The 21,600-nt window shown below is 71.6% G+C and carries 24 protein-coding genes; 13 read left to right on the top strand and 11 right to left on the bottom strand.

Going from position 1 to position 21,600, the window contains the following annotated elements; all coding sequences use genetic code 11:
- The first annotated feature begins 151 nt into the window (after positions 1-151).
- The 3 genes from GT030_RS14055 (at position 152) to GT030_RS14065 (ending at position 3,086) form a co-directional block, all read left to right on the top strand.
- A complete protein-coding gene (locus GT030_RS14055) occupies positions 152-1,585 on the top strand; it encodes an MFS transporter (RefSeq protein WP_161201392.1) in 1,434 nt (477 codons plus the stop codon).
- Between the two features lie 72 nt (positions 1,586-1,657).
- The gene (locus tag GT030_RS14060; RefSeq protein WP_161201393.1) at positions 1,658-1,882 is read left to right on the top strand and encodes a hypothetical protein; all 225 of its coding nucleotides are present in this window, start codon (positions 1,658-1,660) and stop codon (positions 1,880-1,882) included.
- Positions 1,883-1,943: 61 nt separating this feature from the next.
- On the top strand, positions 1,944-3,086 hold the full coding sequence (locus tag GT030_RS14065) for a serine hydrolase domain-containing protein (protein WP_161201394.1): 1,143 nt from the start codon (positions 1,944-1,946) through the stop codon (positions 3,084-3,086).
- 6 nt (positions 3,087-3,092) lie between these two features.
- Here GT030_RS14065 and GT030_RS14070 read toward each other — a convergent pair whose 3' ends face one another.
- The 3 genes from GT030_RS14070 to GT030_RS14080 form a co-directional block, all read right to left on the bottom strand.
- Positions 3,093-3,689, bottom strand: a complete 597-nt coding sequence (locus GT030_RS14070; protein WP_161201395.1) for a TetR family transcriptional regulator — start codon at positions 3,687-3,689, stop codon at positions 3,093-3,095.
- A gap of 39 nt (positions 3,690-3,728) precedes the next feature.
- Positions 3,729-4,739 (bottom strand): aldo/keto reductase, encoded by a 1,011-nt coding sequence (locus tag GT030_RS14075; RefSeq protein WP_161201396.1) that lies wholly within the window; start codon positions 4,737-4,739, stop codon positions 3,729-3,731.
- Between the two features lie 146 nt (positions 4,740-4,885).
- On the bottom strand, positions 4,886-6,268 hold the full coding sequence (locus GT030_RS14080; RefSeq protein WP_086692524.1) for a glycine--tRNA ligase: 1,383 nt from the start codon (positions 6,266-6,268) through the stop codon (positions 4,886-4,888).
- Between the two features lie 229 nt (positions 6,269-6,497).
- On the opposite strand from GT030_RS14080, the gene GT030_RS14085 reads away from it, so the two are divergent.
- The 4 genes from GT030_RS14085 to GT030_RS14100 all read left to right on the top strand — a co-directional run bounded on the left by GT030_RS14085 (position 6,498) and on the right by GT030_RS14100 (position 9,683).
- Complete coding sequence (locus tag GT030_RS14085; RefSeq protein ID WP_161201397.1) at positions 6,498-7,457, top strand: metal ABC transporter substrate-binding protein; 960 nt, start codon at positions 6,498-6,500, stop codon at positions 7,455-7,457.
- On the top strand, positions 7,454-8,233 hold the full coding sequence (locus GT030_RS14090) for a metal ABC transporter ATP-binding protein (RefSeq protein ID WP_161201398.1): 780 nt from the start codon (positions 7,454-7,456) through the stop codon (positions 8,231-8,233). Before GT030_RS14085 ends, GT030_RS14090 begins: the two co-directional genes overlap by 4 nt.
- Positions 8,233-9,126, top strand: coding sequence for a metal ABC transporter permease (locus tag GT030_RS14095; protein ID WP_161201399.1), 894 nt, complete (start codon positions 8,233-8,235; stop codon positions 9,124-9,126). Before GT030_RS14090 ends, GT030_RS14095 begins: the two co-directional genes overlap by 1 nt.
- Before the next feature lie 140 nt (positions 9,127-9,266).
- The gene (locus GT030_RS14100; RefSeq protein WP_161201400.1) at positions 9,267-9,683 is read left to right on the top strand and encodes a transcriptional repressor; all 417 of its coding nucleotides are present in this window, start codon (positions 9,267-9,269) and stop codon (positions 9,681-9,683) included.
- Between the two features lie 102 nt (positions 9,684-9,785).
- Here GT030_RS14100 and GT030_RS14105 read toward each other — a convergent pair whose 3' ends face one another.
- Both GT030_RS14105 and recO read right to left on the bottom strand, forming a co-directional pair.
- Positions 9,786-10,637: an isoprenyl transferase gene (locus tag GT030_RS14105; protein ID WP_135790187.1), complete on the bottom strand. Its 852-nt coding sequence runs from the start codon at positions 10,635-10,637 to the stop codon at positions 9,786-9,788.
- A 30-nt stretch (positions 10,638-10,667) separates the two neighbouring features.
- Positions 10,668-11,414 (bottom strand): DNA repair protein RecO, encoded by a 747-nt coding sequence (gene recO / locus GT030_RS14110; protein ID WP_030814776.1) that lies wholly within the window; start codon positions 11,412-11,414, stop codon positions 10,668-10,670.
- Between the two features lie 154 nt (positions 11,415-11,568).
- On the opposite strand from recO, the gene GT030_RS14115 reads away from it, so the two are divergent.
- A complete protein-coding gene (locus GT030_RS14115) occupies positions 11,569-14,037 on the top strand; it encodes a peptidoglycan recognition protein (RefSeq protein WP_161201401.1) in 2,469 nt (822 codons plus the stop codon).
- A 78-nt stretch (positions 14,038-14,115) separates the two neighbouring features.
- Here the strand turns inward: GT030_RS14115 and GT030_RS14120 are convergent, their stop codons facing one another.
- Together GT030_RS14120 and GT030_RS14125 are read right to left on the bottom strand one after the other, a co-directional pair.
- A complete protein-coding gene (locus GT030_RS14120; protein WP_161201402.1) occupies positions 14,116-14,331 on the bottom strand; it encodes a hypothetical protein in 216 nt (71 codons plus the stop codon).
- 5 nt (positions 14,332-14,336) lie between these two features.
- Positions 14,337-14,543 carry a hypothetical protein gene (locus GT030_RS14125; RefSeq protein ID WP_086693596.1) on the bottom strand — a complete coding sequence of 69 codons (207 nt, stop codon included), beginning with the start codon at positions 14,541-14,543 and terminating at the stop codon, positions 14,337-14,339.
- 122 nt (positions 14,544-14,665) lie between these two features.
- On the opposite strand from GT030_RS14125, the gene GT030_RS14130 reads away from it, so the two are divergent.
- From GT030_RS14130 to GT030_RS14145, 4 genes are read left to right on the top strand one after another with little or no spacing between them, the layout of a single operon-like run.
- A complete protein-coding gene (locus GT030_RS14130; protein ID WP_161201404.1) occupies positions 14,666-15,499 on the top strand; it encodes a helix-turn-helix transcriptional regulator in 834 nt (277 codons plus the stop codon).
- On the top strand, positions 15,481-15,678 hold the full coding sequence (locus GT030_RS14135) for a DUF397 domain-containing protein (protein ID WP_161201405.1): 198 nt from the start codon (positions 15,481-15,483) through the stop codon (positions 15,676-15,678). The genes GT030_RS14130 and GT030_RS14135 overlap by 19 nt, the downstream gene beginning before the upstream one ends.
- Positions 15,659-16,219, top strand: a complete 561-nt coding sequence (locus tag GT030_RS14140; RefSeq protein ID WP_161201406.1) for a GNAT family N-acetyltransferase — start codon at positions 15,659-15,661, stop codon at positions 16,217-16,219. The genes GT030_RS14135 and GT030_RS14140 overlap by 20 nt, the downstream gene beginning before the upstream one ends.
- Positions 16,194-16,430: a hypothetical protein gene (locus GT030_RS14145; protein WP_161201407.1), complete on the top strand. Its 237-nt coding sequence runs from the start codon at positions 16,194-16,196 to the stop codon at positions 16,428-16,430. Before GT030_RS14140 ends, GT030_RS14145 begins: the two co-directional genes overlap by 26 nt.
- On the opposite strand, the gene GT030_RS14150 is transcribed toward GT030_RS14145, so the two are convergent.
- Positions 16,427-17,434, bottom strand: a complete 1,008-nt coding sequence (locus GT030_RS14150) for a questin oxidase family protein (RefSeq protein ID WP_161201408.1) — start codon at positions 17,432-17,434, stop codon at positions 16,427-16,429. The two genes, GT030_RS14145 and GT030_RS14150, sit on opposite strands and share 4 nt — an antisense overlap.
- 72 nt (positions 17,435-17,506) lie before the next feature.
- Positions 17,507-19,771 (bottom strand): tetratricopeptide repeat protein, encoded by a 2,265-nt coding sequence (locus tag GT030_RS14155; protein WP_346009636.1) that lies wholly within the window; start codon positions 19,769-19,771, stop codon positions 17,507-17,509.
- 167 nt (positions 19,772-19,938) lie between these two features.
- Here GT030_RS14155 and GT030_RS14160 point away from each other — a divergent pair, with 167 nt between their 5' ends.
- Positions 19,939-20,331, top strand: a complete 393-nt coding sequence (locus tag GT030_RS14160; RefSeq protein ID WP_161201410.1) for a hypothetical protein — start codon at positions 19,939-19,941, stop codon at positions 20,329-20,331.
- Positions 20,332-20,339: 8 nt separating this feature from the next.
- Here GT030_RS14160 and GT030_RS14165 read toward each other — a convergent pair whose 3' ends face one another.
- Together GT030_RS14165 and GT030_RS14170 are read right to left on the bottom strand one after the other, a co-directional pair.
- Positions 20,340-20,750: a DUF3052 domain-containing protein gene (locus tag GT030_RS14165; RefSeq protein WP_161201411.1), complete on the bottom strand. Its 411-nt coding sequence runs from the start codon at positions 20,748-20,750 to the stop codon at positions 20,340-20,342.
- A gap of 68 nt (positions 20,751-20,818) precedes the next feature.
- A complete protein-coding gene (locus GT030_RS14170) occupies positions 20,819-21,463 on the bottom strand; it encodes a TerB family tellurite resistance protein (RefSeq protein WP_161201412.1) in 645 nt (214 codons plus the stop codon).
- Between the last annotated feature and the right edge of the window lie 137 nt (positions 21,464-21,600).

Consider the following 21,600-nt stretch of genomic DNA (forward strand, 5'->3'; position numbering starts at 1 on the left):
CGTTACCAGGTACTGCTGCCACCAGGATGAGCGCCCGCCAGTACCAGGCTCCGGGCGGGACAAGGGCCGTCCGAGGGCATTGGCGGGTACTTCCGGTACCAGGATCGGCACACTCTGGTACCCGTCTGAGGGCGGGCGCACGCTCGGTGGCATGACCGAGACCACCCTCTCCACCGTGCCGTCCGTACGCGCTCCGGCGGCGGCGCCCACCCTGAGCGGGGCGGGCCTGGTGACCGTCCTGCTGGCCGCCTCGCTCCCCCTGGTCGACTTCTTCATCGTCAACGTGGCCCTCCCCGCCATCGGCAGCGACCTCTCCGCGAGCGCGTCCCTGCTGGAGCTGGTGGTGGCCGGGTACGGCGTCACGTACGCCGTGCTGCTCGTGCTCGGCGGGCGCCTCGGTGACCTGTTCGGCCGGCGCCGGCTGTTCATCGGCGGCATGGCCGCCTTCGGGCTGACCTCGCTGGCGTGCGGGCTGGCCCCGGACGCGTGGACCCTGGTCGCGGCGCGGGCCGTGCAGGGCGCGTCGGCCGCGCTGATGCTGCCGCAGGTGCTCGCCACCATCCAGTCCACCACCGCCGGTGGCCGCCGGGCCCGCGCGATGAGCCTGTACGGCGCGACGGCGGGCCTGTCCATGGTGGTGGGCCAGATCCTGGGCGGTGTCCTGGTGGCGGCGGACATCGCCGGCACCGGCTGGCGCTCGATCTTCCTGGTGAACGTGCCGGTGGTCGTGCTCGGCCTGATCCTCGCCGTCCGCCACGTCCCCGACACCCGCGCCCGGCACCCCGAGCCGGTCGACGTCCCCGGCACCGTCCTGCTGGCCGTGGCCCTGCTGGCGCTGCTCGCCCCGCTGACCGAGGGCCGCGCGACGGGCTGGCCGCTGTGGACCTGGGTCTCGCTCGCGGTGTTCCCGGTGGCGGGGTGGGCGTTCTGGACGGTGGAACGGCGGCTGGACCGGCTGGGCCGTACCCCGCTGCTGCCGCCGAGCCTGTTCGCCACCCTGTCGCTGCGACGGGGGCTGCTGATCGTGGTGCCGTTCTGCCTGGGATTCAGTGGGTTCATGTTCGTCATCGCGCTGGGCCTCCAACAGGGCGCGGGTCTGGGTCCGGTACGTGCGGGTCTGGCGCTGGCGCCGATGGCGGTCTCCTTCCTGCTCGTCTCGCTGGCCGGGCCCCGGCTGATCGCGCGCTTCGGTACGCGGGTGGTGGGCGCCGGGGCGGTGCTCCAGGGCGTGGGTGTGCTGCTGATCGGGCTGGCGGTGTGGCGGGACTGGCCCGGCCTGGGGCTCGCCGGCCTGCTGCCCGGCGCGGCCGTCGCCGGAGCGGGTCAGGCGCTCCAGCTCCCCAATCTGCTGCGGATCGTGCTCTCCGAGGTCCCGGCCGCCCGTGCCGGGGTGGGCAGCGGGGTGCTGGCGACGACCCAGCAGGCGTCCTTCGCCCTGGGGGTGGCCACCCTGGGCGCCCTCTTCCTGACCCTGGTCCCGCACCTCGGCATGCGGGACGCCCTGCTGATCGCCCTGGTCACCCAGCTCACGGCGATTCTCGCCACCGGTCTGCTGAGCCTGCGCCTGCCCCGCGAGGTGGGTTGAGCCGGAACCGTGTGAGAGTTCCCACCCGGACTTCCGCCCCTGGCCCCGCCCCGCGTGCCGCACACTCCCGGCATGACCGACAACAGAATCGGCACCAGCGTGCGCCGTTGGGACCGGCACGGCCGGGAACACGTCGTACGGGTGGTGCGGGCCGGACTCCAGCGGACCTTCGGCTGCGGCACCTGCGGCTGGAGCCGGGGTACCCGGCACCTGCCCTGGACTCCTACGGACGAGCACCCGGCGACGGAGCATCTGGCCGAGGCCCATCAGGCGACGCTGGACCCCGCCCGGCGATGAGTTCCCGGCGCCGTGGGAGTCGTACCCGATGACGACCCGCGCCGACCGGAAGGCGAGCCCCATGACCGCACTGCACGACACCCTGCGCCGATACGTGGACGACGGGAGCCTGCCCGGCGTGGTCGGCCTCGTCGCCCGGGGAGACGAGGTGGAGGCGGTGGCCGTCGGGCACACGGACACCGGCCGGACCGTGCCGCTGGAGCGGGACTCGCTGTTCCGGCTCGCCTCGATCACCAAGCCCGTGACCGCGGCCGCCCTGCTGACGCTCGTCGACGAGGGGCTGGTCGGGCTGGACGACCCGGTGTCGCGCTGGCTGCCCGAGCTGGCCGCGCCGATGGTGGTGCGGACGCCCGAGTCGCCGGTGGACGACCTGGTGCCGGCCGAGCGGCCCATCACCGTGGAGCACCTGCTCAGTTCCCGGTGCGGGTGGGGGTTCCCGCCGGACTTCTCGCTGCCCGCCGTGGCCCCGCTGTTCGAGCTGCAGCGCGGCGGGTTCGCCCCGCACGCGGTGCCCGCCATGGACGAGCTGCTGGCCGAACTCGCCAAGGTGCCGCTCCTCCACCAGCCCGGCGAAGCCTGGCTCTACAACACTTCCTCCGATCTTCAGGGCGCCCTGATCGCCCGGGCGACAGGCCGATCGCTGCCGGACTTCCTGGCCGAGCGGATCTTCGAGCCACTCGGCATGAAGGACACGGGCTTCTCCGTGCCGGAACGGCACCTGCACCGGTTGCCCACCGCCTACCAGCCCGGCCCCGACGGCACCCTGAAGGTGGCCGAAGCCTTCAACGACGGCTGGGACCGGCTCCCCGCCTTCCCCTCCGGTGCGGGCGGCCTGGTCTCCACCGCCGACGACTATCTGGCCTTCGCACGGATGCTGCTGGCCGGGGGTGAAGCGGGCGGTGGCCGCAAGCTGCTCTCGCCGGAGTCCGTCGCCCGGATGACCAGTGACCAGCTCACCCCCGCCCAGCGGGAGAGCAGCCCGCTCTTCCTGGAGGGCCAGGGCTGGGGCTACGGCGGCTCGGTCGACATCGCCCGCACCGAACCGTGGCACGTGCCCGGCCGCTACGGCTGGGTCGGCGGCACCGGGACCGCGGCCCATCTGATTCCGGCCACCGGCCAGGTGACCGTCCTGCTCACCCAGGTCGCCATGACCGGCCCGACCCCGCCGGCCGTGGTGCGGGACTTCTGGCGGGTCACGGCCTGACCGGAGTCACGGCCTGACGGGTGCGCCCAGCCCGCGTATCAGCAGGTCCACGATCACCTTGAAGTCCTCCTCGATACCGGGCTGCTGCCACTCACGTGCGTAGCAGGGGTCGTGGAAACGGGCGGTGGCCTGGAAGACGGCGCGGGCCTCGGCGGCCGGGTCCGCGGCGCGGAAGGTGCCTGACTCGGCGCCGTCCTCGATGATCCGGGCGAGCTGGGCGGTGAGGTCGGTGATGTGCTCGCCGACCGTCGCCCCGCTCTCCTCGGCCAGCACGCTGTAGGTGGCGAAGAGTTCGGGATCGTCACCCGCCTTGTGCCGCTTGGCCTCGAACAGGGCGGCGAGCCAGTCACGCAGCCGCCCCTCGACGGGGGTCTCCTCACCGGCGATGACCGCGAGCCGCTCCGAAGTGCGGTCCAGCCAGCGCTTGGTGACCGCCTCGCGCAGCGCCGCCTTGGTGCGGAAATGGCGGTAGACACTGCCGTGGCTGACGCCGAGGGCGCGGGCCACGTCGACCACGGTGGCCTTGGCCGGGCCGTGGCGGCGCAGCACCTCCTCCGTTGCCTCGAGGATGCGCTCGGCGGTCAGGGTCTCGGTCGCTGCCATGCCTAGACCGTACCCGGCGCGCCGGTCACCGGTTCCTGCTCATCGCTCGCTGTCCAGCATGGCCATCTGCGCGGGGGCGTACCGCTCGCCGGCCGCCGCGTCGGCCGGGACGGCCTCCTCGATGGCGGCGAGGTCGGCGGCGTCCAGGGTGATGTCCAGGGTGCCCAGCGCCTCGGACAGCCGCTCGCGGGTGCGGGAGCCGATGACCGGCACGATGTCGGAGCCCTGGGCGAGGACCCAGGCGATGGCGATCTGGGCGACGGTGGCCCCCTTCTGTTCCGCGATCTTGCGGAGGGAGTCGACCAGGCTCAGGTTGTGCCGGAAGTTCTCGCCCTGGAAGCGGGGTGAGAAGGCGCGGAAGTCGGTGGCGGCGAAGTCGCGGTCGGCGGAGATGTGGTTGGAGAGCAGGCCGCGGGAGAGCACGCCGTACGCGGTGACGCCGATGCCCAGCTCGCGAAGGGTGGGGAGGATCTCCCGCTCGATGCCGCGCGAGATCAGCGCGTACTCGATCTGGAGGTCGCAGATCGGGGCGGTGGCGGCGGCCCGGCGGATGGTGTCGGGGCCGACCTCGCTGAGGCCGATGTGCTTCACCCACCCCTTCTCCACCAGTTCCGCGACCGCGCCGACCGTCTCCTCGATCGGGACGTCCGGATCGAGGCGGGAGGGGCGGTAGATGTCGATGTGGTCCACGCCGAGGCGCTGGAGGGAGTAGGCGGCGAAGGTCTTCACCGCGGCGGGCCGGCCGTCGAAGCCGAGCCAGGCGCCGTCCGGGTCGCGCAGGGCGCCGAACTTGACGCTCAGCACCGCGTTGTCACGGAGGGGGGCCGGGGCGGTGCGCAGGGCTTCGCCGACCAGCATCTCGTTGTGACCCATGGCGTAGAAGTCGCCGGTGTCGATGAGGGTGACGCCTGCTTCCAGAGCGGCGTGCACCGTGCGGATGGCCTCCGGGCGGTCCGCTTCTCCGTACATACCCGACATGCCCATGCAGCCGAGGCCGAGGGCGGAGACCTGGGGGCCGGTGGTTCCGAGATTTCGCGTGGGGATCGTCATGCGTCCAGCCTGGCACGTGGACTGACAGAATTCAATATCTGTCAGCTGTTAGTTGTCAGCGGATTCCGGGCAGACCCCGTCCAGACACGAAAAAGCCCACCCTCCGACCCGGGGACCGGGCAGGAGGGTGGGCGGAAATGCGAAGGTCAGGCGCCGATCAGACGGGCGGCGAGGTAGCCCTCGATCTGGTCGAGGGAGACCCGCTCCTGCTTCATGGTGTCGCGCTCGCGCACGGTCACCGCGTTGTCCTCGAGCGTGTCGAAGTCGACGGTCACACAGAAGGGGGTGCCGATCTCGTCCTGGCGGCGGTAGCGGCGGCCGATGGCGCCGGCGTCGTCGAAGTCGATGTTCCAGTTCTGGCGCAGCGCCTGGGCGAGACCCTTGGCCTTCGGAGACAGCTCGGGGTTGCGGGAGAGCGGGAGCACCGCGACCTTGACCGGCGCGAGGCGGTGGTCGAGGCGCAGCACGACGCGCTTCTCCATCTTGCCCTTGGCGTTGGGCGCCTCGTCCTCGGTGTAGGCGTCGAGGAGGAAGGCCAGCATGGTGCGGCCGACGCCGGCGGCGGGCTCGATGACGTAGGGGGTCCAGCGCTCGCCGGCCTCCTGGTCGAAGTAGGAGAGGTCCTGGCCGGACGCCTTGGCGTGCGCGCCGAGGTCGTAGTCCGTGCGGTTGGCGACACCCTCCAGCTCGCCCCACTCCGAACCGCCGAACGAGAAGCGGTACTCGATGTCGGCGGTGCGCTTGGAGTAGTGGGAGAGCTTCTCCTTCGGGTGCTCGAACCAGCGCATGTTCTCCTCGCGCAGGCCGAGGTTGGTGTACCAGTTCCAGCGCTGCTGCATCCAGTACTCCTGCCACTCCTCGTCCTCGCCCGGCTTGACGAAGAACTCCATCTCCATCTGCTCGAACTCGCGGGTCCGGAAGATGAAGTTGCCGGGCGTGATCTCGTTGCGGAAGGACTTGCCCATCTGGGCGATGCCGAAGGGCGGCTTGCGGCGCGAAGTGGTCTGCACCTGGGCGAAGTTGGTGAAGATGCCCTGGGCGGTCTCGGGACGCAGGTAGGCGACGGAGCCGGAGTCCTGGGTCGGGCCGAGGTGGGTGGAGAGCAGACCGGAGAACTGCTTGGGCTCGGTGAAGGTGCCCTTGTTGCCGCAGTTCGGGCAGTTGAGGTCGGCCAGGCCGTTCGCCGGGGCGTGGCCCTTCTTCTCCTCGTACGCCTCTTCCAGGTGGTCCGCGCGGAACCGCTTGTGACACGAGGTGCACTCGGTCAGCGGGTCCGTGAAGGTGGCGACGTGACCGGAGGCGACCCAGACCTCGGGGGCCAGGATGACGGACGAGTCGATACCGACCACGTCCTCGCGCGACGTCACCATGTAGCGCCACCACTGACGCTTGATGTTCTCCTTGAGCTCGACACCCAGCGGTCCGTAGTCCCAGGCGGCACGCTGTCCGCCGTAGATCTCACTGCAGGGGAAAACGAAGCCACGGCGCTTGCTCAGGCTGACGATGGTGTCGATCTTGTCGGCGGCCACGGTGCTCTCTTCATTACGACGACGGGCGTTGAAGCGAGATGCTTCCAGCGAATGATTCAGGTTACCGGCGCATGCTCCCCCACGGCCAAATCGGCCCCCGCCGGCCCCCCTCCCGAAGCCGTCGAAGCCCGCCCTAACCCTTACCAAGCCGACCCGGAGAATCCGCGTCGCGAGCTCCGGGCGGTCAGCTTGTTGACAATCGTTTCCAACTTTGTTGAAAATGACTGTCATGAACGTACGACGACGCCTCATATCCGGGTCCGCGATAGCGGCCGTCACCGCCCTGGGCCTGGGGACGCTGTCCGCCTGCTCGGACAGCAGCGCCGCTTCGGGGGACACGGGGAAGTTCGACGTCGTCGCCTCCTTCTATCCGATGGCCTACCTCGCGGAGCGGATCGGCGGGGACCACGTGCACGTGACCACCCTCACCTCGCCGGGCCAGGAGCCGCACGACCTGGAGATCAGCCCGCGGCAGATAGGCGGGCTGGAGCGTTCCGACGCCGTCCTCTATCTGAAGGGGCTGCAGCCGTCGGTGGACAAGGCGGTGGACCAGTCGCCGGTGAAGACGAAGATCGACGCGGCCACGATGACCACGCTGGAGGAGCACGGCACCGAGGCCGGGGGCCATGCCGCCGAGCACGAGGGCCACGGCCACGAGGCGGAGAACGGCAAGGACCCGCACATCTGGCTCGACCCGGTGCGGTACGCCGAGGTCGCCCAGGGTGTCGGCCGGGCCTTCGAGAAGGCGGACCCGGACCACGCCGCGGACTACAAGAAGAACACCGCGACCCTGGTGCAGCAGTTGGACGAGCTGAACACCGACTTCGCGAAGGGTCTGGCGCACACCCGGTCCAAGGTCTTCATCACGACGCACGCGGCCTTCGGTTACCTCGCCGAGCGGTACGGCCTCACCGAGGAGGCGATCAGCGGGCTGGACCCCGAGTCCGAGCCGAGCGGGGCACGGGTGCGGGAGCTGCAGAAGCTTGCCCACGCGGACGGGGTCTCGACCGTGTTCTACGAGACGCTGGTCAGCGACAAGACCGCGAAGACCGTCGCCGGGGACGCGGGCCTGAAGACGGACGTGCTCGATCCGGTCGAGGGCATCACGAAGAGGTCGCGCGGCCAGGACTACCTCGCCGTCCAGCGGGCCAACCTCAAGGCCCTCCAGAGCGCGCTGGGGTCCAAGTGACCAGCGAGGGGCGGGAGTCGGCGCCCGTACTGACCCTGCGGGACGTGCGGGCCGAGCTGGGCGGGCGACCGGTGCTGCGGGGCATCGACCTGAGCGTGCGGCCCGGTGAGGTCGTCGCGCTGCTCGGGGCCAACGGTTCGGGCAAGTCCACGGCCGTGCGGACCGCGATCGGGCAGGTGCCGGCCACCTCCGGTGCCGTCGAGCTGTTCGGGACGCCGTTGCGCTCCTTCCGCGACTGGGCCCGCGTCGGCTACGTCCCCCAGCGCACCTCCGCCGCCGGGGGCGTACCGGCCACGGTGTCCGAGATCGTGTCGTCGGGGCGGCTGGCGCGGACCCGCTTCGGGTTCTTCCGCAAGGCGGACCGGGAGGCGGTGGAGCGGGCGCTGGAGCTGGTCGGCATGGCGGACCGGGCCAGGGACTCGGTCACGGCGCTCTCGGGGGGCCAGCACCAGCGGGTGCTGATCGCCCGGGCCCTGGTGTCCGAGCCGGAGCTTCTGATCATGGACGAGCCGATGGCGGGTGTCGACCTCGCCAGCCAGGAGGTGCTGGCCGCGACCCTGCGCGAGCAGGTGGCCGCCGGGGCGACCGTGCTGCTGGTGCTGCATGAACTGGGCCCGCTGGAACCGCTGATCGACCGTGCGGTGGTGCTGCGGGACGGCTGTGTGCTGCACGACGGGCCGCCGCCGAAGGCCGTCGGCCAGCACGCCCTGCCGGGCCACGACCACGTGCATCCGCACGAGGGCGCCGAACCGATCCGTACGGGACTGCTGAGCTGATGGACTTCCTGAACTACGCCTTCATGCAGCGGGCGCTGCTCGCGGCCGTCCTGGTCGGTGTCATCGCGCCGGCGATCGGCATCTACCTCGTGCAGCGCCGCCAGCCGCTGATGGGTGACGGCATCGGGCACGTGGCGATGACCGGTGTCGGTCTCGGTTTCCTGCTGAACTCGTCGCCGGTGTGGATGGCGACCCTCGTCTCCGTGGCGGGGTCGGTGCTGATGGAGCTGATCCGGTGGTACGGCAGGACGCGGGGTGACATCGCGCTCGCCATGCTCTTCTACGGCGGTATGGCGGGTGGTGTGCTCTTCGTCAACCTCGCGCCGGGCGGGTCCAATGCCAACCTCACGTCGTATCTCTTCGGCTCGCTGTCCACGGTGGCGCCGGCCGATGTGACCGCGATCATCGTGCTCGGCGCGGCGGTGGTCGCGGTGACGCTGGGGCTGCGGCGGCAGTTGTTCGCCGTCAGCCAGGACGAGGAGTTCGCGCGGGTCACCGGGCTGCCGGTGCGTGCGCTGAACCTGCTCGTCGCGGTCACGGCGGCGGTCACCGTCACCGTGGCGATGCGTGTCGTCGGCCTGATCCTGGTGTCGGCGCTCATGGTGGTCCCGGTGGCCGCCGCCCAGCAGCTGACCCGGAGTTTCGCGGCGACGTTCGCGATAGCGGTGGCCCTGGGCGTGACGGTGTCCATCGGCGGCACGATCACCTCGTTCTACGAGGACGTCCCCCCGGGCGCCACGATCGTCCTCCTCACCATCGCCGCCTTCGCCGTCATGACCGCCCTCGCCACCCCCCTGGCCCGCCGCCGCGCCCGCGCGACCCGGCCCACCGGGGACCCGGTCGAGTGCGCGATCCCAGCGACACGACCCGCGGGGGACGAGGTGGGCGTCTGACCTCGGGGCGCCCCGCCGCAGCGCCGGCCCCGTGCACGCCCCGCAGTGCCGAACCGCCGGACGCGGCTTCGCGTCTGACCACCGGGGGCAACGGCTGGCACAATGGGCCGGTCAGAGGCGCAGATCTGAGGAGGCACCCGGTGACGACCGCTGGACCGCCCGTGAAGGGCCGCGCGACCAAGCAGCGCGCGGCGGTGGCGGCGGCCCTCGACGAGGTCGACGAGTTCCGCAGTGCGCAGGATCTCCACGACATGCTCAAGCACAAGGGCGACTCGGTCGGGCTCACCACCGTCTACCGCACCCTCCAGTCCCTGGCCGAGGCCGGCGAGGTCGACGTGCTGCGTACCTCGGACGGGGAGTCGGTCTACCGCCGCTGCTCCACGGGTGAACACCACCACCACCTGGTCTGCCGCACCTGCGGCAAGGCCGTCGAGGTGGAGGGCCCCGCCGTGGAGAAGTGGGCCGAGGCCATCGCCTCCGAACACGGTTACGTGAACGTCGCCCACACGGTGGAGATCTTCGGTACCTGCGCGGACTGCGCGGAAGCCACCGGCTGAGCCGGAAGGCCCGCACGAGGAGCCCCCGCACGACAAGAACGCCCCCTGCCGGACAGGCAGGGGGCGTTCTCACGCGAAGTCGCACAAGGACACGGGCAGGCACTACGACGCCGAGTCGTCGCCCTTCATCGCCGCCTCCATGGCGAGCAGCTCCTCGTTCGGGACCGCTCCCCCGAAGCGGCGGTCGCGCGAGGCGAATTCGACGCACGCTCGCCACAGGTCACGCCGGTCGAAGTCGGGCCACAGGACGTCCTGGAAGACCATTTCCGCATAGGCGCTCTGCCACAACAGGTAGTTCGACGTGCGCTGTTCGCCGCTGGGGCGGAGGAAGAGATCGACGTCGGGCATGTCGGGGTAGTACAGGTACTTCTGGACGGTCTTCTCGGTGACCTTGGCCGGGTCCAGGCGGCCCGCCTTGACGTCCTCGGCGATGGCCTGCGCGGCGTCGGCGATCTCGGCGCGGCCGCCGTAGTTCATGCAGAAGTACAGCGTGAGGAGATCGTTGTCCTTGGTCTGCTCCTGCGCGACCTGGAGTTCCTTCGCCACCGACTTCCACAGCTTGGGCATCCGCCCGACCCACCGCACCCGGATGCCCAGCGCGTCTAGCTGGTCGCGGGACTTGCGGATGAAGTCGCGGTTGAAGTTCATGAGGAAGCGGACCTCGTCGGGCGACCGCTTCCAGTTCTCGGTGGAGAAGGCGTAGAGCGAGATGTTGCGGACGCCCGCCTCGATCGCCCCCTGGAGCACGTCGAGCACCTGCTCGGCGCCCACCTTGTGCCCCTCGGTACGCGGCAGCCCCCGCTCCTTGGCCCAGCGCCCGTTGCCGTCCATGACGATCGCCACGTGCTCGGGGACCAGCTCACCGGGAAGCTTCGGCGCGCGGGCGCCGGACGGGTGCGGTTCCGGCGCCTGGTACTCCCGGCGCCGGCCCCCCAGAAATCCGCGTACGACCATGCTTCTCGTCTCCTCAGCCGTGCTTGCTGCTTATTTCTCTACGTAGCGCAGGGAGCGCAGACCCCGCTCCAGATGCCAGTGCAGGTAGGCCGACACCAGGCCGCTCCCCTCGCGGACGTGCCGCGCCTCGGCCGCGTCCGCGGTCTCCCAGTCTCCCGTAAGCAGCGCGCCCAGCAGCATCAGGGTCTGCGGGGAGGGGACCACACTGCCCGGCACCCGGCAGTCCACGCACACCGAGCCGCCCGAGGCGACCGAGAAGAACCGGTTCGGCCCCGGCATCCCGCACCGGGCGCAGTCCCCGAAGGTCGGCGCGTAGCCGTTGACCGCGAGCGAGCGGAGCAGGAAGGCGTCGAGGACGAGGTTGGAGGCGTGCTCGCCGCGCGCGAGGGTGCGCAGACCGCCGACCAGAAGCAGGTACTGCTGTACGGCGGGCTCGCCCTCGTGGTCGGTGAACCGCTCGGCCGTCTCCAGCATGGCGGTCCCGGCGGTGTAGCGGGAGTAGTCGGTGACGATGCCGCCGCCGTACGGGGCGATCGTCTCGCTCTGGGTGCACAGCGGCAGCCCGCGCCCGACCAGCTCGCTGCCCCGCGCGAAGAACTGCACGTCGACGTGGGAGAACGGCTCCAAGCGGGCGCCGAACTTCGACTTCGTGCGCCGTACCCCGCGGGCCACCGCCCGGACCCGGCCGTGGCCGCGGGTCAGCAGGGTGATGATCCGGTCCGCCTCGCCCAGCTTCTGGGTGCGCAGCACGATGCCGTCGTCGCGGAACAGACTCATGCCGTCCATTCTCGCCCACGCCCGGACCCGCGAAGGCGTCGCTCCGGTTATCCGCCCCCGGCTGTGACCGGCCCCACGCCCGGCCCTACGATCCCGCTGACGTGACGCATGTGTGCGCACGGGCCGCCTGTTGCGGCAAGGGGAGAGGCTGGACATGAGAACAGAGGCAGGCGGCGCGCGGGCGCCGCGGGGGAGACGGGCCAGGATATGGCTCGCCGCCGGAACCGTGCTGGTGGCGGGGACGGGCGCGGTCGTCGCCCTCCGCGCCGGCTCGGGCACGGGCACGGCGGCGGACGGCCCGCACGTCGTGCACACCTCGGTGGACTCGCTGGATCTGACGGGCTCGTCGGGCGAGCGCGTGCTCGCGGCCCGCTCGACCAAGGCGTTCCGGATGCTGGCGGTGAGCTGGCAGGACCCGAGTGTCCGCCTCGACGGGACGGTACGGGTCCGCACCCGGTCCTCGGCGACCGGCAAGTGGTCCGGCTGGCAGGCGCTCGGCGCCGGGGACGCCCAGCCCGACCCCGCCGAGCGCGACCGGGCCGGAGTGCGCGGCGGCACCGCCCCCCTGTGGGCCGGACCCTCCGACGGCGTGCAGGTGAAGGCGGACGGCAAGACGCTGCCCAAGGGCCTGACCGTCGATCTGGTGGACCCCGGCAAGGGCGGCTCCACCACTCCCGCCATGGACCCGGCCGCCTACGCGGTGCCCGGCGACGGTGAGGAGACCCCGACCGACCAGCCGACCGGCCCCGAGACGGCCTCCGCCCCGGAGCAGACCCCCTCGGACAGCCCGGCGGAGACCACCCCGGCGCCCACCGACTCCGCCACGGAGACGCCGACCGAGAGCACACCCCCGCCGACCCAGACCGCCGAGCCCTCGCAGAGCACCGACGCCGGGACGACCGCCCCCGCGTCGCCCAGCGCGTCCACCTCGACGGCGCCGCCCACCAGCGCGTCTCCCACCGCGCCCGGCTACCTGCCCTCGCTGTCGGCCGCCTACCCCTCCTGCGCGAGCGCCTCGGCCGTGCCGCAGACGGTGCCGAGCCCGCTGCCCGCGCAGCCCCCGGCGACGAAGGTGCCCGCTCCCCCGTTCGTCACGCGGGCCGGCTGGGGCGCGGACGAGTGCGCCCGTGACACCGGATACCCGGACTACGGCCACAGCGTGAAGGCGGTGTTCGTCCACCACACCGACACCACCAACACCTACTCCTGCGCCGACTCGCCCTCGATCGTGCGCAGCCTGTACGCGCTGCATCTGCACCAGGGCTGGCGCGACCTGGGCTACAACTTCCTGGTCGACAAGTGCGGCACGATCTTCGAGGGCCGTTTCGGCGGCGCCGCGATGCCGGTGATCGGTGCGCAGACCTATGGGTTCAACACCGACTCGATGGGCATCGCCGCGATCGGCACGTACACCGACCTCAGCGGCGGCGACTCCACGGCGAGCACCATCGTCGGTGCGACGCCGAGCCAGGCCATGGTGACCGCGATCTCCCGGATCGCCGCGTGGAAGCTCGGGATGTCGGGGGTCAGCCCGACCGGTACCAGCACGCTGACCGAGGGCGCCAAGGACAGCTCCGGCTTCACCTTCGGCAAGACCTACACGATGAACGCCGTCTCCGGGCACCGCAACGGCTTCGCCACCGACTGCCCCGGCAACCAGCTCTACGCCAAGCTCGGCACCGTCCGCTCCTACGCGGCCGGTCCCCCGGCCGGGGTGGGTGTCACCAGCGTGGACTCCGCGTCGGGCGCGGTGCGTTCGGGCACCGGGTACGTCACCGGCACCACGGCGACGGTGCGCTGGTCCACGTCGACGCCGACCTCGCTGCTCTCGGGCGCGGAGGTCCTCGTGGACGGCACTTCCGTGGCGAAGGTCGCGGGCACGGCCACCTCGGCCTCCATCACTCTGGCCTCGGGCCGGCACACCGTCCAGGTGCGGGCGACCCACGTCTCGGGCAAGACCGCCACCTCGGCCGCCGTCACGGTGACCGCCGACACCACGCGGCCCACCTACCCGACAGCGCCGTCCGCGCAGTTGGGCAAGGGCACGGTCAACACGGCGGCGGTGCCGGTGACGGTGACCTGGAAGGCGGCCGACGACAACGGGCTGCGCTCCCAGGCCGCCACCTCGCCGACCGCGAAGAACCTGACGGCGACCTCCACGAGCTGGTCCACCACCGCCAAGTCGGCGACGGCGACCAAGTTCGGCCTGACCGCCACCGACCTGGCCGGCAACACGGCGACCGCGTCGGTCACCCGTACGGCCACCCTGATCCAGGAGAGTTCCGCCAAGGCGACCGGTACCTGGACCAAGCGGTCCAGCAGCAGCTACCTCGGCGGCTACTCCGCCAGCTCCGGCACCACCAACGCCTCGCTGACCTGGACCTTCAAGGGCCGTTCGGTCGCGTGGATCGCCTCGCGCGCGAGCACGTCGGGCGCGGTCAAGATCTACGTCGACGGTACCTACCAGGCCACTGTCGACCTCAAGTCCGCCACCACGGCCTACCGCCAGGCGATGTGGACCAAGAACTGGAGCAGCGCGGCCCAGCACACCCTGAAGATCGTGGTCGTCGGCACGTCAGGCCGTCCGACGGTCACGACGGACGGCGTCGCGGTCCTCAACTGACCTGATCCTGCGGGCAAGCGGCCTCCTCCGGACTCCGGTCCGGGGGAGGCCGCTCGCCCTTGTGCGGGGCATCCCCCGTCACGGCACCTCGCCCCTGCTGCGGGCATTCGCGTACGCCGTCGCCGCGCTGATCCGCTCCGCGGGAGTCGCCTCCCGCACCCGGTACGGCGGTACGTCCCACTCCCGGCCGCCACCCAGTGGTCTGAGCTGCACATACGGTCCCTGATGTCCCATGACCACCCCCACTCTGTTCGTCCCGGTGTCCAGCGCGTACGAGCCCAGCGGCGGCCGCACCGCCTTCATCGCAGGGCCGCCGCGAGCTGCGCGGCCGTCTGCACCGAGCACCGCCCCAGCTCCACCAACGGGATCGGGGCCTCGCAGGCCAACGAGATGGGATCGAGCCCGAGCGAAGGCAACTTGATCCCGACCTTCTCCAATGCGGTCCGCAATTCCTCGAGGGTTCGCTCCGCTTCCTCGACCCGGTCCGCTGAATCCTGTGTGTTCACTGTCCGCATCACTTCCCTTCCGTCACGTCCTTCACGCTTCGTGTCCTCACGGTGACGCTCCACAACTAGACTCGGAAGGGGCCTGAGCCCTACAAGCGCGTGGCAGCACAAGGGGGTTGGCAGTGGCCAACGGTTCACGTCAGGCGGTCTGGGAGTTCTTCGGCACCGAGCTGAAGCGTCGCCGCGAGGAGGCGGGACTCACCCAGACAGAGCTGGGGGCGAGGGTCTTCGTCTCGGGCGGGTACATCGGCCAGTTCGAGCAGGCGATCAGGAAGCCGCAGCTGGATGTGGCCCAGCGGATCGACCAAGTGCTGCGGACGGACGGATTCTTCGAGCGCCTGTGGCGCAAGCTCATCAAGGAGCAGCAGTACGCCGACTACTTCGCGCATGCAGCGGAGCTGGAGCGATTGGCGACGAGCCTGTGCGAGTGGGCGCCCGCTGTCGTGCCGGGCCTGCTCCAGACGCCCGAGTACGCGCGCGCCATCTACCTGGCCAGCAACCCACTCGCCACGGATGAGTGGATCACCGAGATGGTTCGGCTGCGGATGGGCCGCACAGAGATCCTCAAGGACGTCACGCGGCCCGTGTACTGGGTTGTACTGCATGAGAACGTGCTGCGCACGCCAGTGGGCACGAACGCGGTGATGGCGCAGCAGTTGGAGCACATCGCAAACGGAGTGCGCGCCCGCCAAGTTTTGGTGCAGGTGCTGCCCTTCGCCGCAGGACCGCACCCCCAGATGGGCAAGATGATGGTCCTCAAAGAGTTCGACGACGCACCGCCGACCATCTATACAGAGGGCGTGTTGTCGGGCAACCTGCTGGACGATCCGGCAGTAGTGAAGCGAATTCAGTGGGATTACGATCTTCTTCGGGCTGCGGCTCTGTCCCCAGAGGCGTCCCTAGCCATGCTCGAATCGGCGGCGGAGGACTACACACGATGCTCGGGTACGACCTGACCAACGCCCTCTGGCGTAAGAGCAGTTACAGCGGCGGCAGCGGCGGCGAATCGTGCGTCGAGGTCGCCGTCGGAGTCCCCGGCGCCGTCCCCGTACGGGACAGCAAGGTGGAAGACAGCCCCGTACTCCTCCTCAGCGCCTCCGCCTGGGCCGACTTCCTTGACGCCATCCGGCACTGACATCCGCACCCCGCGGCTCGACCTGCTCCCCCTGCGCGTCGAGCACGCCGAGGAGATGGCCGGGGTACTGGCCGACCCCGCCCTGCACCGCTTCATCGGCGGGACCCCGTACACCCCGGACGCGCTGGCCACCCGGTACCGCCGACTCGTCGCCGGCTCGCCCGACCCCGAGGTCACCTGGCTGAACTGGGTCATCCTGCTGCGCGAGGACTCCCGCCTGACCGGCACCGTGCAGGCGACGCTCAGCGCGGCGAAGGGCACCGCCGAGATCGCGTGGGTGGTGGGCACCCCGTGGCAGGGGCGGGGCATCGCCAAGGAAGCGGCCGTGGCCCTGGTCGCGTGGCTGACCTCGCACCCGGTGCGGAGCATCACGGCGCACATCCACCCCGACCACCACGCCTCGGCGGCCGTGGCGAGGGCGGCGGGCCTCGCGCCCACCCCGGAACGCCAGGACGGAGAGGTCCGCTGGGAGTTTGCGGGCGGTGCCGGGGGCATTGGGGGCTCAGGGAGGGAAAATGACACCACGACCCAAGTCCCGTGAAGAACCGGCCTGGACGAAGCCCGGATCTCAAGGGGCCTTCTGGGTGTTCCTGTCGCTGCTGGTCCTCAACTTCGCCGTACTGGTCATGCGGGTTCTGGGGGGTGACGGAGCAGGCCGCGTCGGCTCCTCCCTCGGCCTCTGCCTCCTGTTCGCCTTGCTCCTCGTGGCGAACCGGACGGCGCGGCGCAAGCGGTCGACGCCCACGCGCTAGACCAGTGGCTCGCTCAGCTCGACCGCCCGCAGCGCCGCCGCGAAGGCGTGCTCGTCGCCCACGTCCAGTGCCGTGTCCGTCAGATTGATGACGTGCTCGTCCCCGTGCGCGAGGGCCCGCTCGGCGAGTTCCTCGGGCGTGAGGGCGCTCGGCGGGGAGTAAGGGGCCGGCTCGTCGGGCGCGTACATGGCCGTGACCGCCGCCGAGGCCGTCCATGCTGCGCGCATGCTCGGAACCCACAGGTCTCTCGGGAGCGCCGGCAGCGTACGCAGCACCGCGTTGGGCGCCGTCGCGGCGTGCACCAGCATCGTCGGCTCGCCGTGGGCGTGCGTGGCGTACCGGTGGGTGGCGGCCCGGACCAGTTCGGTGAGGCGGCGGTGCGCCTCGGCCGGGACCGTCGCTTCCACCGCCCAGACGGGCAGACCGGTGACGCGATCCAAGCGGGCGGGAAAGCCACCGTCCCGTACCGCGATGGGCCGTACCGCGTCCAGCGCGGCGGCGGCGCTCTCCGCACCGGGCAGCGGGGTGAGCCCGGCGACGGGCCGGTGCCGAGCGGCCCAGTAACCCAGCCCGTGCGCGAGCTCGTTGACCCGTGGCCCGGTCTCGGCCGCCAGAAGTGTCCGCACCGCGTGCCCCACCCGGATCACCGGGTGCGTGGACCCCCCGTACATGCCGGGCAGCAGCCTGGGCCACCACTCCGCCAGTACCTCACGCCACCCCCGCTCCCCCACCTCCCCCTGGAAGTACCCGACCCAGTCGGCGACTCTCCGCGAATCCCCCAGCGCGAACGCCCAGTTGGCGTCGGTCACCCGCTCCACCCCGGCCGGGAACTCCTCCAGCTTCCGGGCGTACAGGCCCACCCACCGGTGCACGCCCGCCCCCTGCCCCCGTGCGACCAGTGCCTCCACGGCCATGGGCGCGTGGTTGGTCAGCCGGCCCATCCGCTCCGGCCCCGCCCCGTGCAGCCGCTCCAACGCCTCGTCCAGAACCCCGGTCTCATCCATGCCGAGGACGGTAGAGCGGGGTGCGGGGGCGGCGTAACGGCCGGAAGACCTAGGTCTGACCCGGGTCGGGACCTAGGTCAGACCCTCGCTTTCATAGCGCGCCAATGTGCTGCGGGCACCCTCGGTGTCGGGGTGCCGGCGGCCCAGTACCCGGTCGAGATCGGCCACCGCCCGCCGCAGGAGCGCGACGGCTTCTTCCCTCCGCCCGGCCTCCCACTGGGCGACAGCGAGATTGCCACGGCCCGTCAACGTCTCGGGATGGTCGGCGCCCATCAGCCGCTCCCTGTCGGCGACCAGCGCCGCCAGCAGGGCGACGGTCTCCTCCACTCGCCCGGCCTGCCAGTAGTAGTAGGCGAGGTGATTACGGACGTTCAGAGTCTCGGGGTCCTCGTGCCCGAGCAACCGCTCGAAATCGGCAATCAACTGTGTGAGCAGCTCACCGGCCTCTTCCACCATGCCGCCCTGCCAATAGCAGTTGATGAGATTGAGGCGTGCGCCCAGGGTGTCGGGATGCTCGGCTCCCAACAGCCGTTCACTGTCGGCGATCACCCACCTCTGCAGACCTACGGCCCACACGACCCGTCCCGCCTCCCGGTAGGCGGTGGCCAGGTTGTTCCGAGCCGTCAGGGTGTGGGGATGCTTGTCCCCGAACTGCCGCTCGCAGTCGGCGACCAGGCGCTCGAACAGGCCGACGACCTCCTCGGTGTGTCCCGTCTTCCCGTAGGAGATCGCGAGATTGTTCCGGACGCCGAGGGTGAGAGGGTGCTGGTCTCCCACCAGTCGCCGGCAATCGGTGAGCACACGCTCCTGAAGACCGACTGCCTCCGGCACCCGCCAGGCGTCCGCATAGGCAGTGGCCAGGGCGCTGCGCACCGTCAGGGTCTGAAGGTGCTCATGGCCCATGCGCCGCTCACAATCGGCGGCCAGTCTCTGCCAGTAGGCGAGGGCGGGCACCACGAGCCCCGATCTGCTCAGGCTCTCACCGGCGCGGCCGAGAACCGCGTGAGGTACGGAGTCCCAGAGGCAGTCGGGCGCGTGGTCGACCAGAGCGTCCGTGTTGGCGCGCAGGGTGGCCGCGAGATCGGGACGGAGCTGGTCGGGGTAGGGCCAGATGTTCACGAGTGCGTCCGCCGCCGCCTCGGCCAACTCAGGCAGCCGCGCCTCGGGAATCCCCTCCCGTACAGCCCGAGCCGTCAGGGCGTGGATGCGGACGGCACGCGGCTCCGCGCGGGTGTCGCAGGTGATCAGGGCGTAGCGGTGGAGGAGGCGCAGGGCCTTGTGGGCCTGGTCCGGGGAAGCCTCGTCGGGGGCGAGGCAGCCCAGCAGGGGCGGGGCGGACCACAGGGCGTGGGGGTGGCCGGCCGGGTCCAGGAGGGCCACCAGGCTGAGCGCCGTGGTGGCGAAGCCCGTCGTATCCACCGCCCGCACGGCCTCCAGGGACAGCAGGAGGGTTGTGGTGATCTGGCGGCCGTAGCCCTCGGTGTCGGCCGACTCGGGGAGGGCCTCTTCCAGCGAGGTCCGCTGGTCCGTGAACAGCGCCAGGTACGCCGTGCACGTCAGCTCCTCGTTGATCATGTACGCCGTAGCGTGGCTCAGGGCCAGGGGTAAGTGGCCAAGGGCGGACGCGAGTTCAGCCACCTGCTCGTCCAGCAGGTGCTCCATGCCCTCGCCCGTCAGGCGGGCCTCGACGAAGGTACGCGCCTCGTCCGGGGTGTACACGTCGATGTCGATCCGGGTCCGGCCACCGCCCGTCATGCGCGCGTCCTTCAGCCGCGTCGTGGCCAGCACCCAGCCCGACCCCGTACGGCTCGCGGGCCACCACGACGTCAGGACGGCCGGGTCGGTCACGTCGTCCAGCACCACCAGCCAGCGGCGGGAGGTGGTCGCCAGCCACTCCAGGAACAGGCGCGCGTCCGCCTCCGGGTCGTGCCCCGCCGCGCCCGGCACGCGCACGCGTGCAGCGGCCTGCGCGTACTGGGTGATGACCTGCTGGGCCTCCGTCGCGGCCGCCCACACCACGAGGTCATACCCCTCGGCCACGGCGTCGCAGGCGCAGGCGGCGGCGAGTTGGGTCTTGCCGACGCCGCCGCCTCCGGAGAGGACCTGAGTCAGGACGACCGTCCCGCCGTCCGCCCGCGCGCCTTCCACCTGCTTGCGCAGGTCGTGCCTGGGTTGGAACGCGGACGCCAGGGCCGGGACCGGCCCGATCTCCACCGGCCATGCCACGGCCGGCACCGGAGCCTGGTGGAAGTGGATGTTGGCGACCCGGCTGTTCTCCCCGAGCGCACTCCCCTCGATGCTGCCCCCGGCGCCCACACCCCCGGCGCCAACGCGCACCCGGCCGTCGCCTCGCCCCCACGGCCACCGGGGGCGCGGCCCTCCGGTGTCGTTCACCCCAGCCACCCCGAACCCCCGTCCGCCCCGGCACACCTGCCGTAAAACGTAGCGCTCCCCACCGCACTGGGTGAACATGTCCCTGTCGGACGAGGGTTGGGGGAATCGTGATGACGCGGACATGGGCATGGGTGACCGCCGTGGTGGCCGGGGCAGGCGCCCTCGGGCTGGCCCTGGTCGTCCTGCTGGCGGACCTGGACACCGCCGGTCAGGCCGCGAGCGTGGTGGGCGCGGTGGTGGCGCTGGCCGCGCTGGTGGTCTCGGTCCTCGCGCTCGGCGGAACGCCCGCACCGGGACGCCGGGTCCGCGCCGGACGGGGCGCCGTCGCCGCCGGGGGCAACATCACCGGCTCCGCCCTGGGCAACCACTCCAAGGTCACCGGCCCCCGCACCGCGCCCACCACCGCCCGCCGCGCCCACGACGACGTACACGCGGCCCGCGACGGCATCGCCGCCGGAGGCGACATCACCGACAGCGCCCTCGGCGAGGGCAGCGAACGGTAGGCCCGCTCCTACGGGGTACTCCTCCGCCGCAGGTCGAGCCGGGTGCCGGCCCAGCTCACCGCCACGTCAAGGGGGGTACGGCTCAACCCGGCCGCCGTCGCGCTCTCCGCGATCTCGGCGGGCTCCACGTATCCGTCGCGGCCCGGGTGGGGCGTCAGCAGCCAGATGGGGCCGCCGGAGGTGAGGCCGGTCAAGGCGTCGGTGAGCGCGTCGAAGAGGTCGCCGTCCGTCTCGCGCCACCACAGCAGCACCGCGTCGGCCAGGTCCTCACCGCCCGCGTCGGCCAGCGCGTCGCCGGTCCACTCCTCGACGGCCGCGCGCAGGCGGTCGTCGCAGTCCTGGTCCCAGCCGATCTCCCGCACGACCTGTCCCGCCGTGATCTCCAGCCGGTCCGCGAGAATCCGCTCCGCAGTGCTCATCGCCGTCCTCCACAGGTAAGACCGCGATGCTCAACGCCAAAGGGCTCCCGCGCGTCACGCCCTCTTGCTCAGGAGGGCATACGGGCCGCCGCCAGGACCCGTTCGACCACCTCGGCGGGGAGCAGGAGGGCCTCGCCGGCCGTGGTGAGGGCGGTGTGTTCGGCGGGGGTGTAGGGGCCGTCGGCGAGAGCGATGAGGGCGGCGTCCAGGAGGAGGGACTCGCGGCCCGGCGCGGCCAGGTGGGGGGCGAGAGCGGTCAGGGCGACGCGCGGGTCGCCGCCGTCGAGGGTCATGGCGAGGCGTTCCGCCGCGTCCTCCTCGCAGCCCGCCGCGCGGACGGTCTCGGCCGCCGTCTCCAGCGCGGCCCGCGACCCGGTGCCCCCTGCGGCCAGCACGGACACGGCCACCGCGTGGACCGCGTCGCGGAGCAGGACGGAGAGGCGGCGGGTGGTGGGGTGGTCGAGCGTCTCGACGCCGAAGCGGTGCAGACAGGAGGCGCACTCCACGACCGGCCCGGTCGTCCCGCGGGCCAGCACGGGCACCCCGAGCACGGTGAGACGGGTGCGGCCGGTGAGACGCTGGTAGTTGCGGTCGCCGCCGCAGCCGGGGCAGAAGAACTCCCCGTCGCCCTGCGGCGTCCAGGCGGTGCGGGAGCCCAGGATGTGCCGGACGAACCCGGTGGCTCGGCCGTCTCGTCCCCGTACTGGCAGCACGTCGCACCTCCGCACGTAACCACGCGGCCACATCGCCACGTGGGCGTGATGTTAGCCACATCACGGAGCCCGAGTCAGCACCCCGGACGAGACCGGCCCGTGACCTGGGGCGTTCCCTGGCCGGAAGACGACGGTGC

It is taken from the genome of Streptomyces sp. SID1328 (genome assembly GCF_009865595.1).
GTDB classification, from domain to species: Bacteria; Actinomycetota; Actinomycetes; order Streptomycetales; family Streptomycetaceae; genus Streptomyces; species Streptomyces griseoluteus.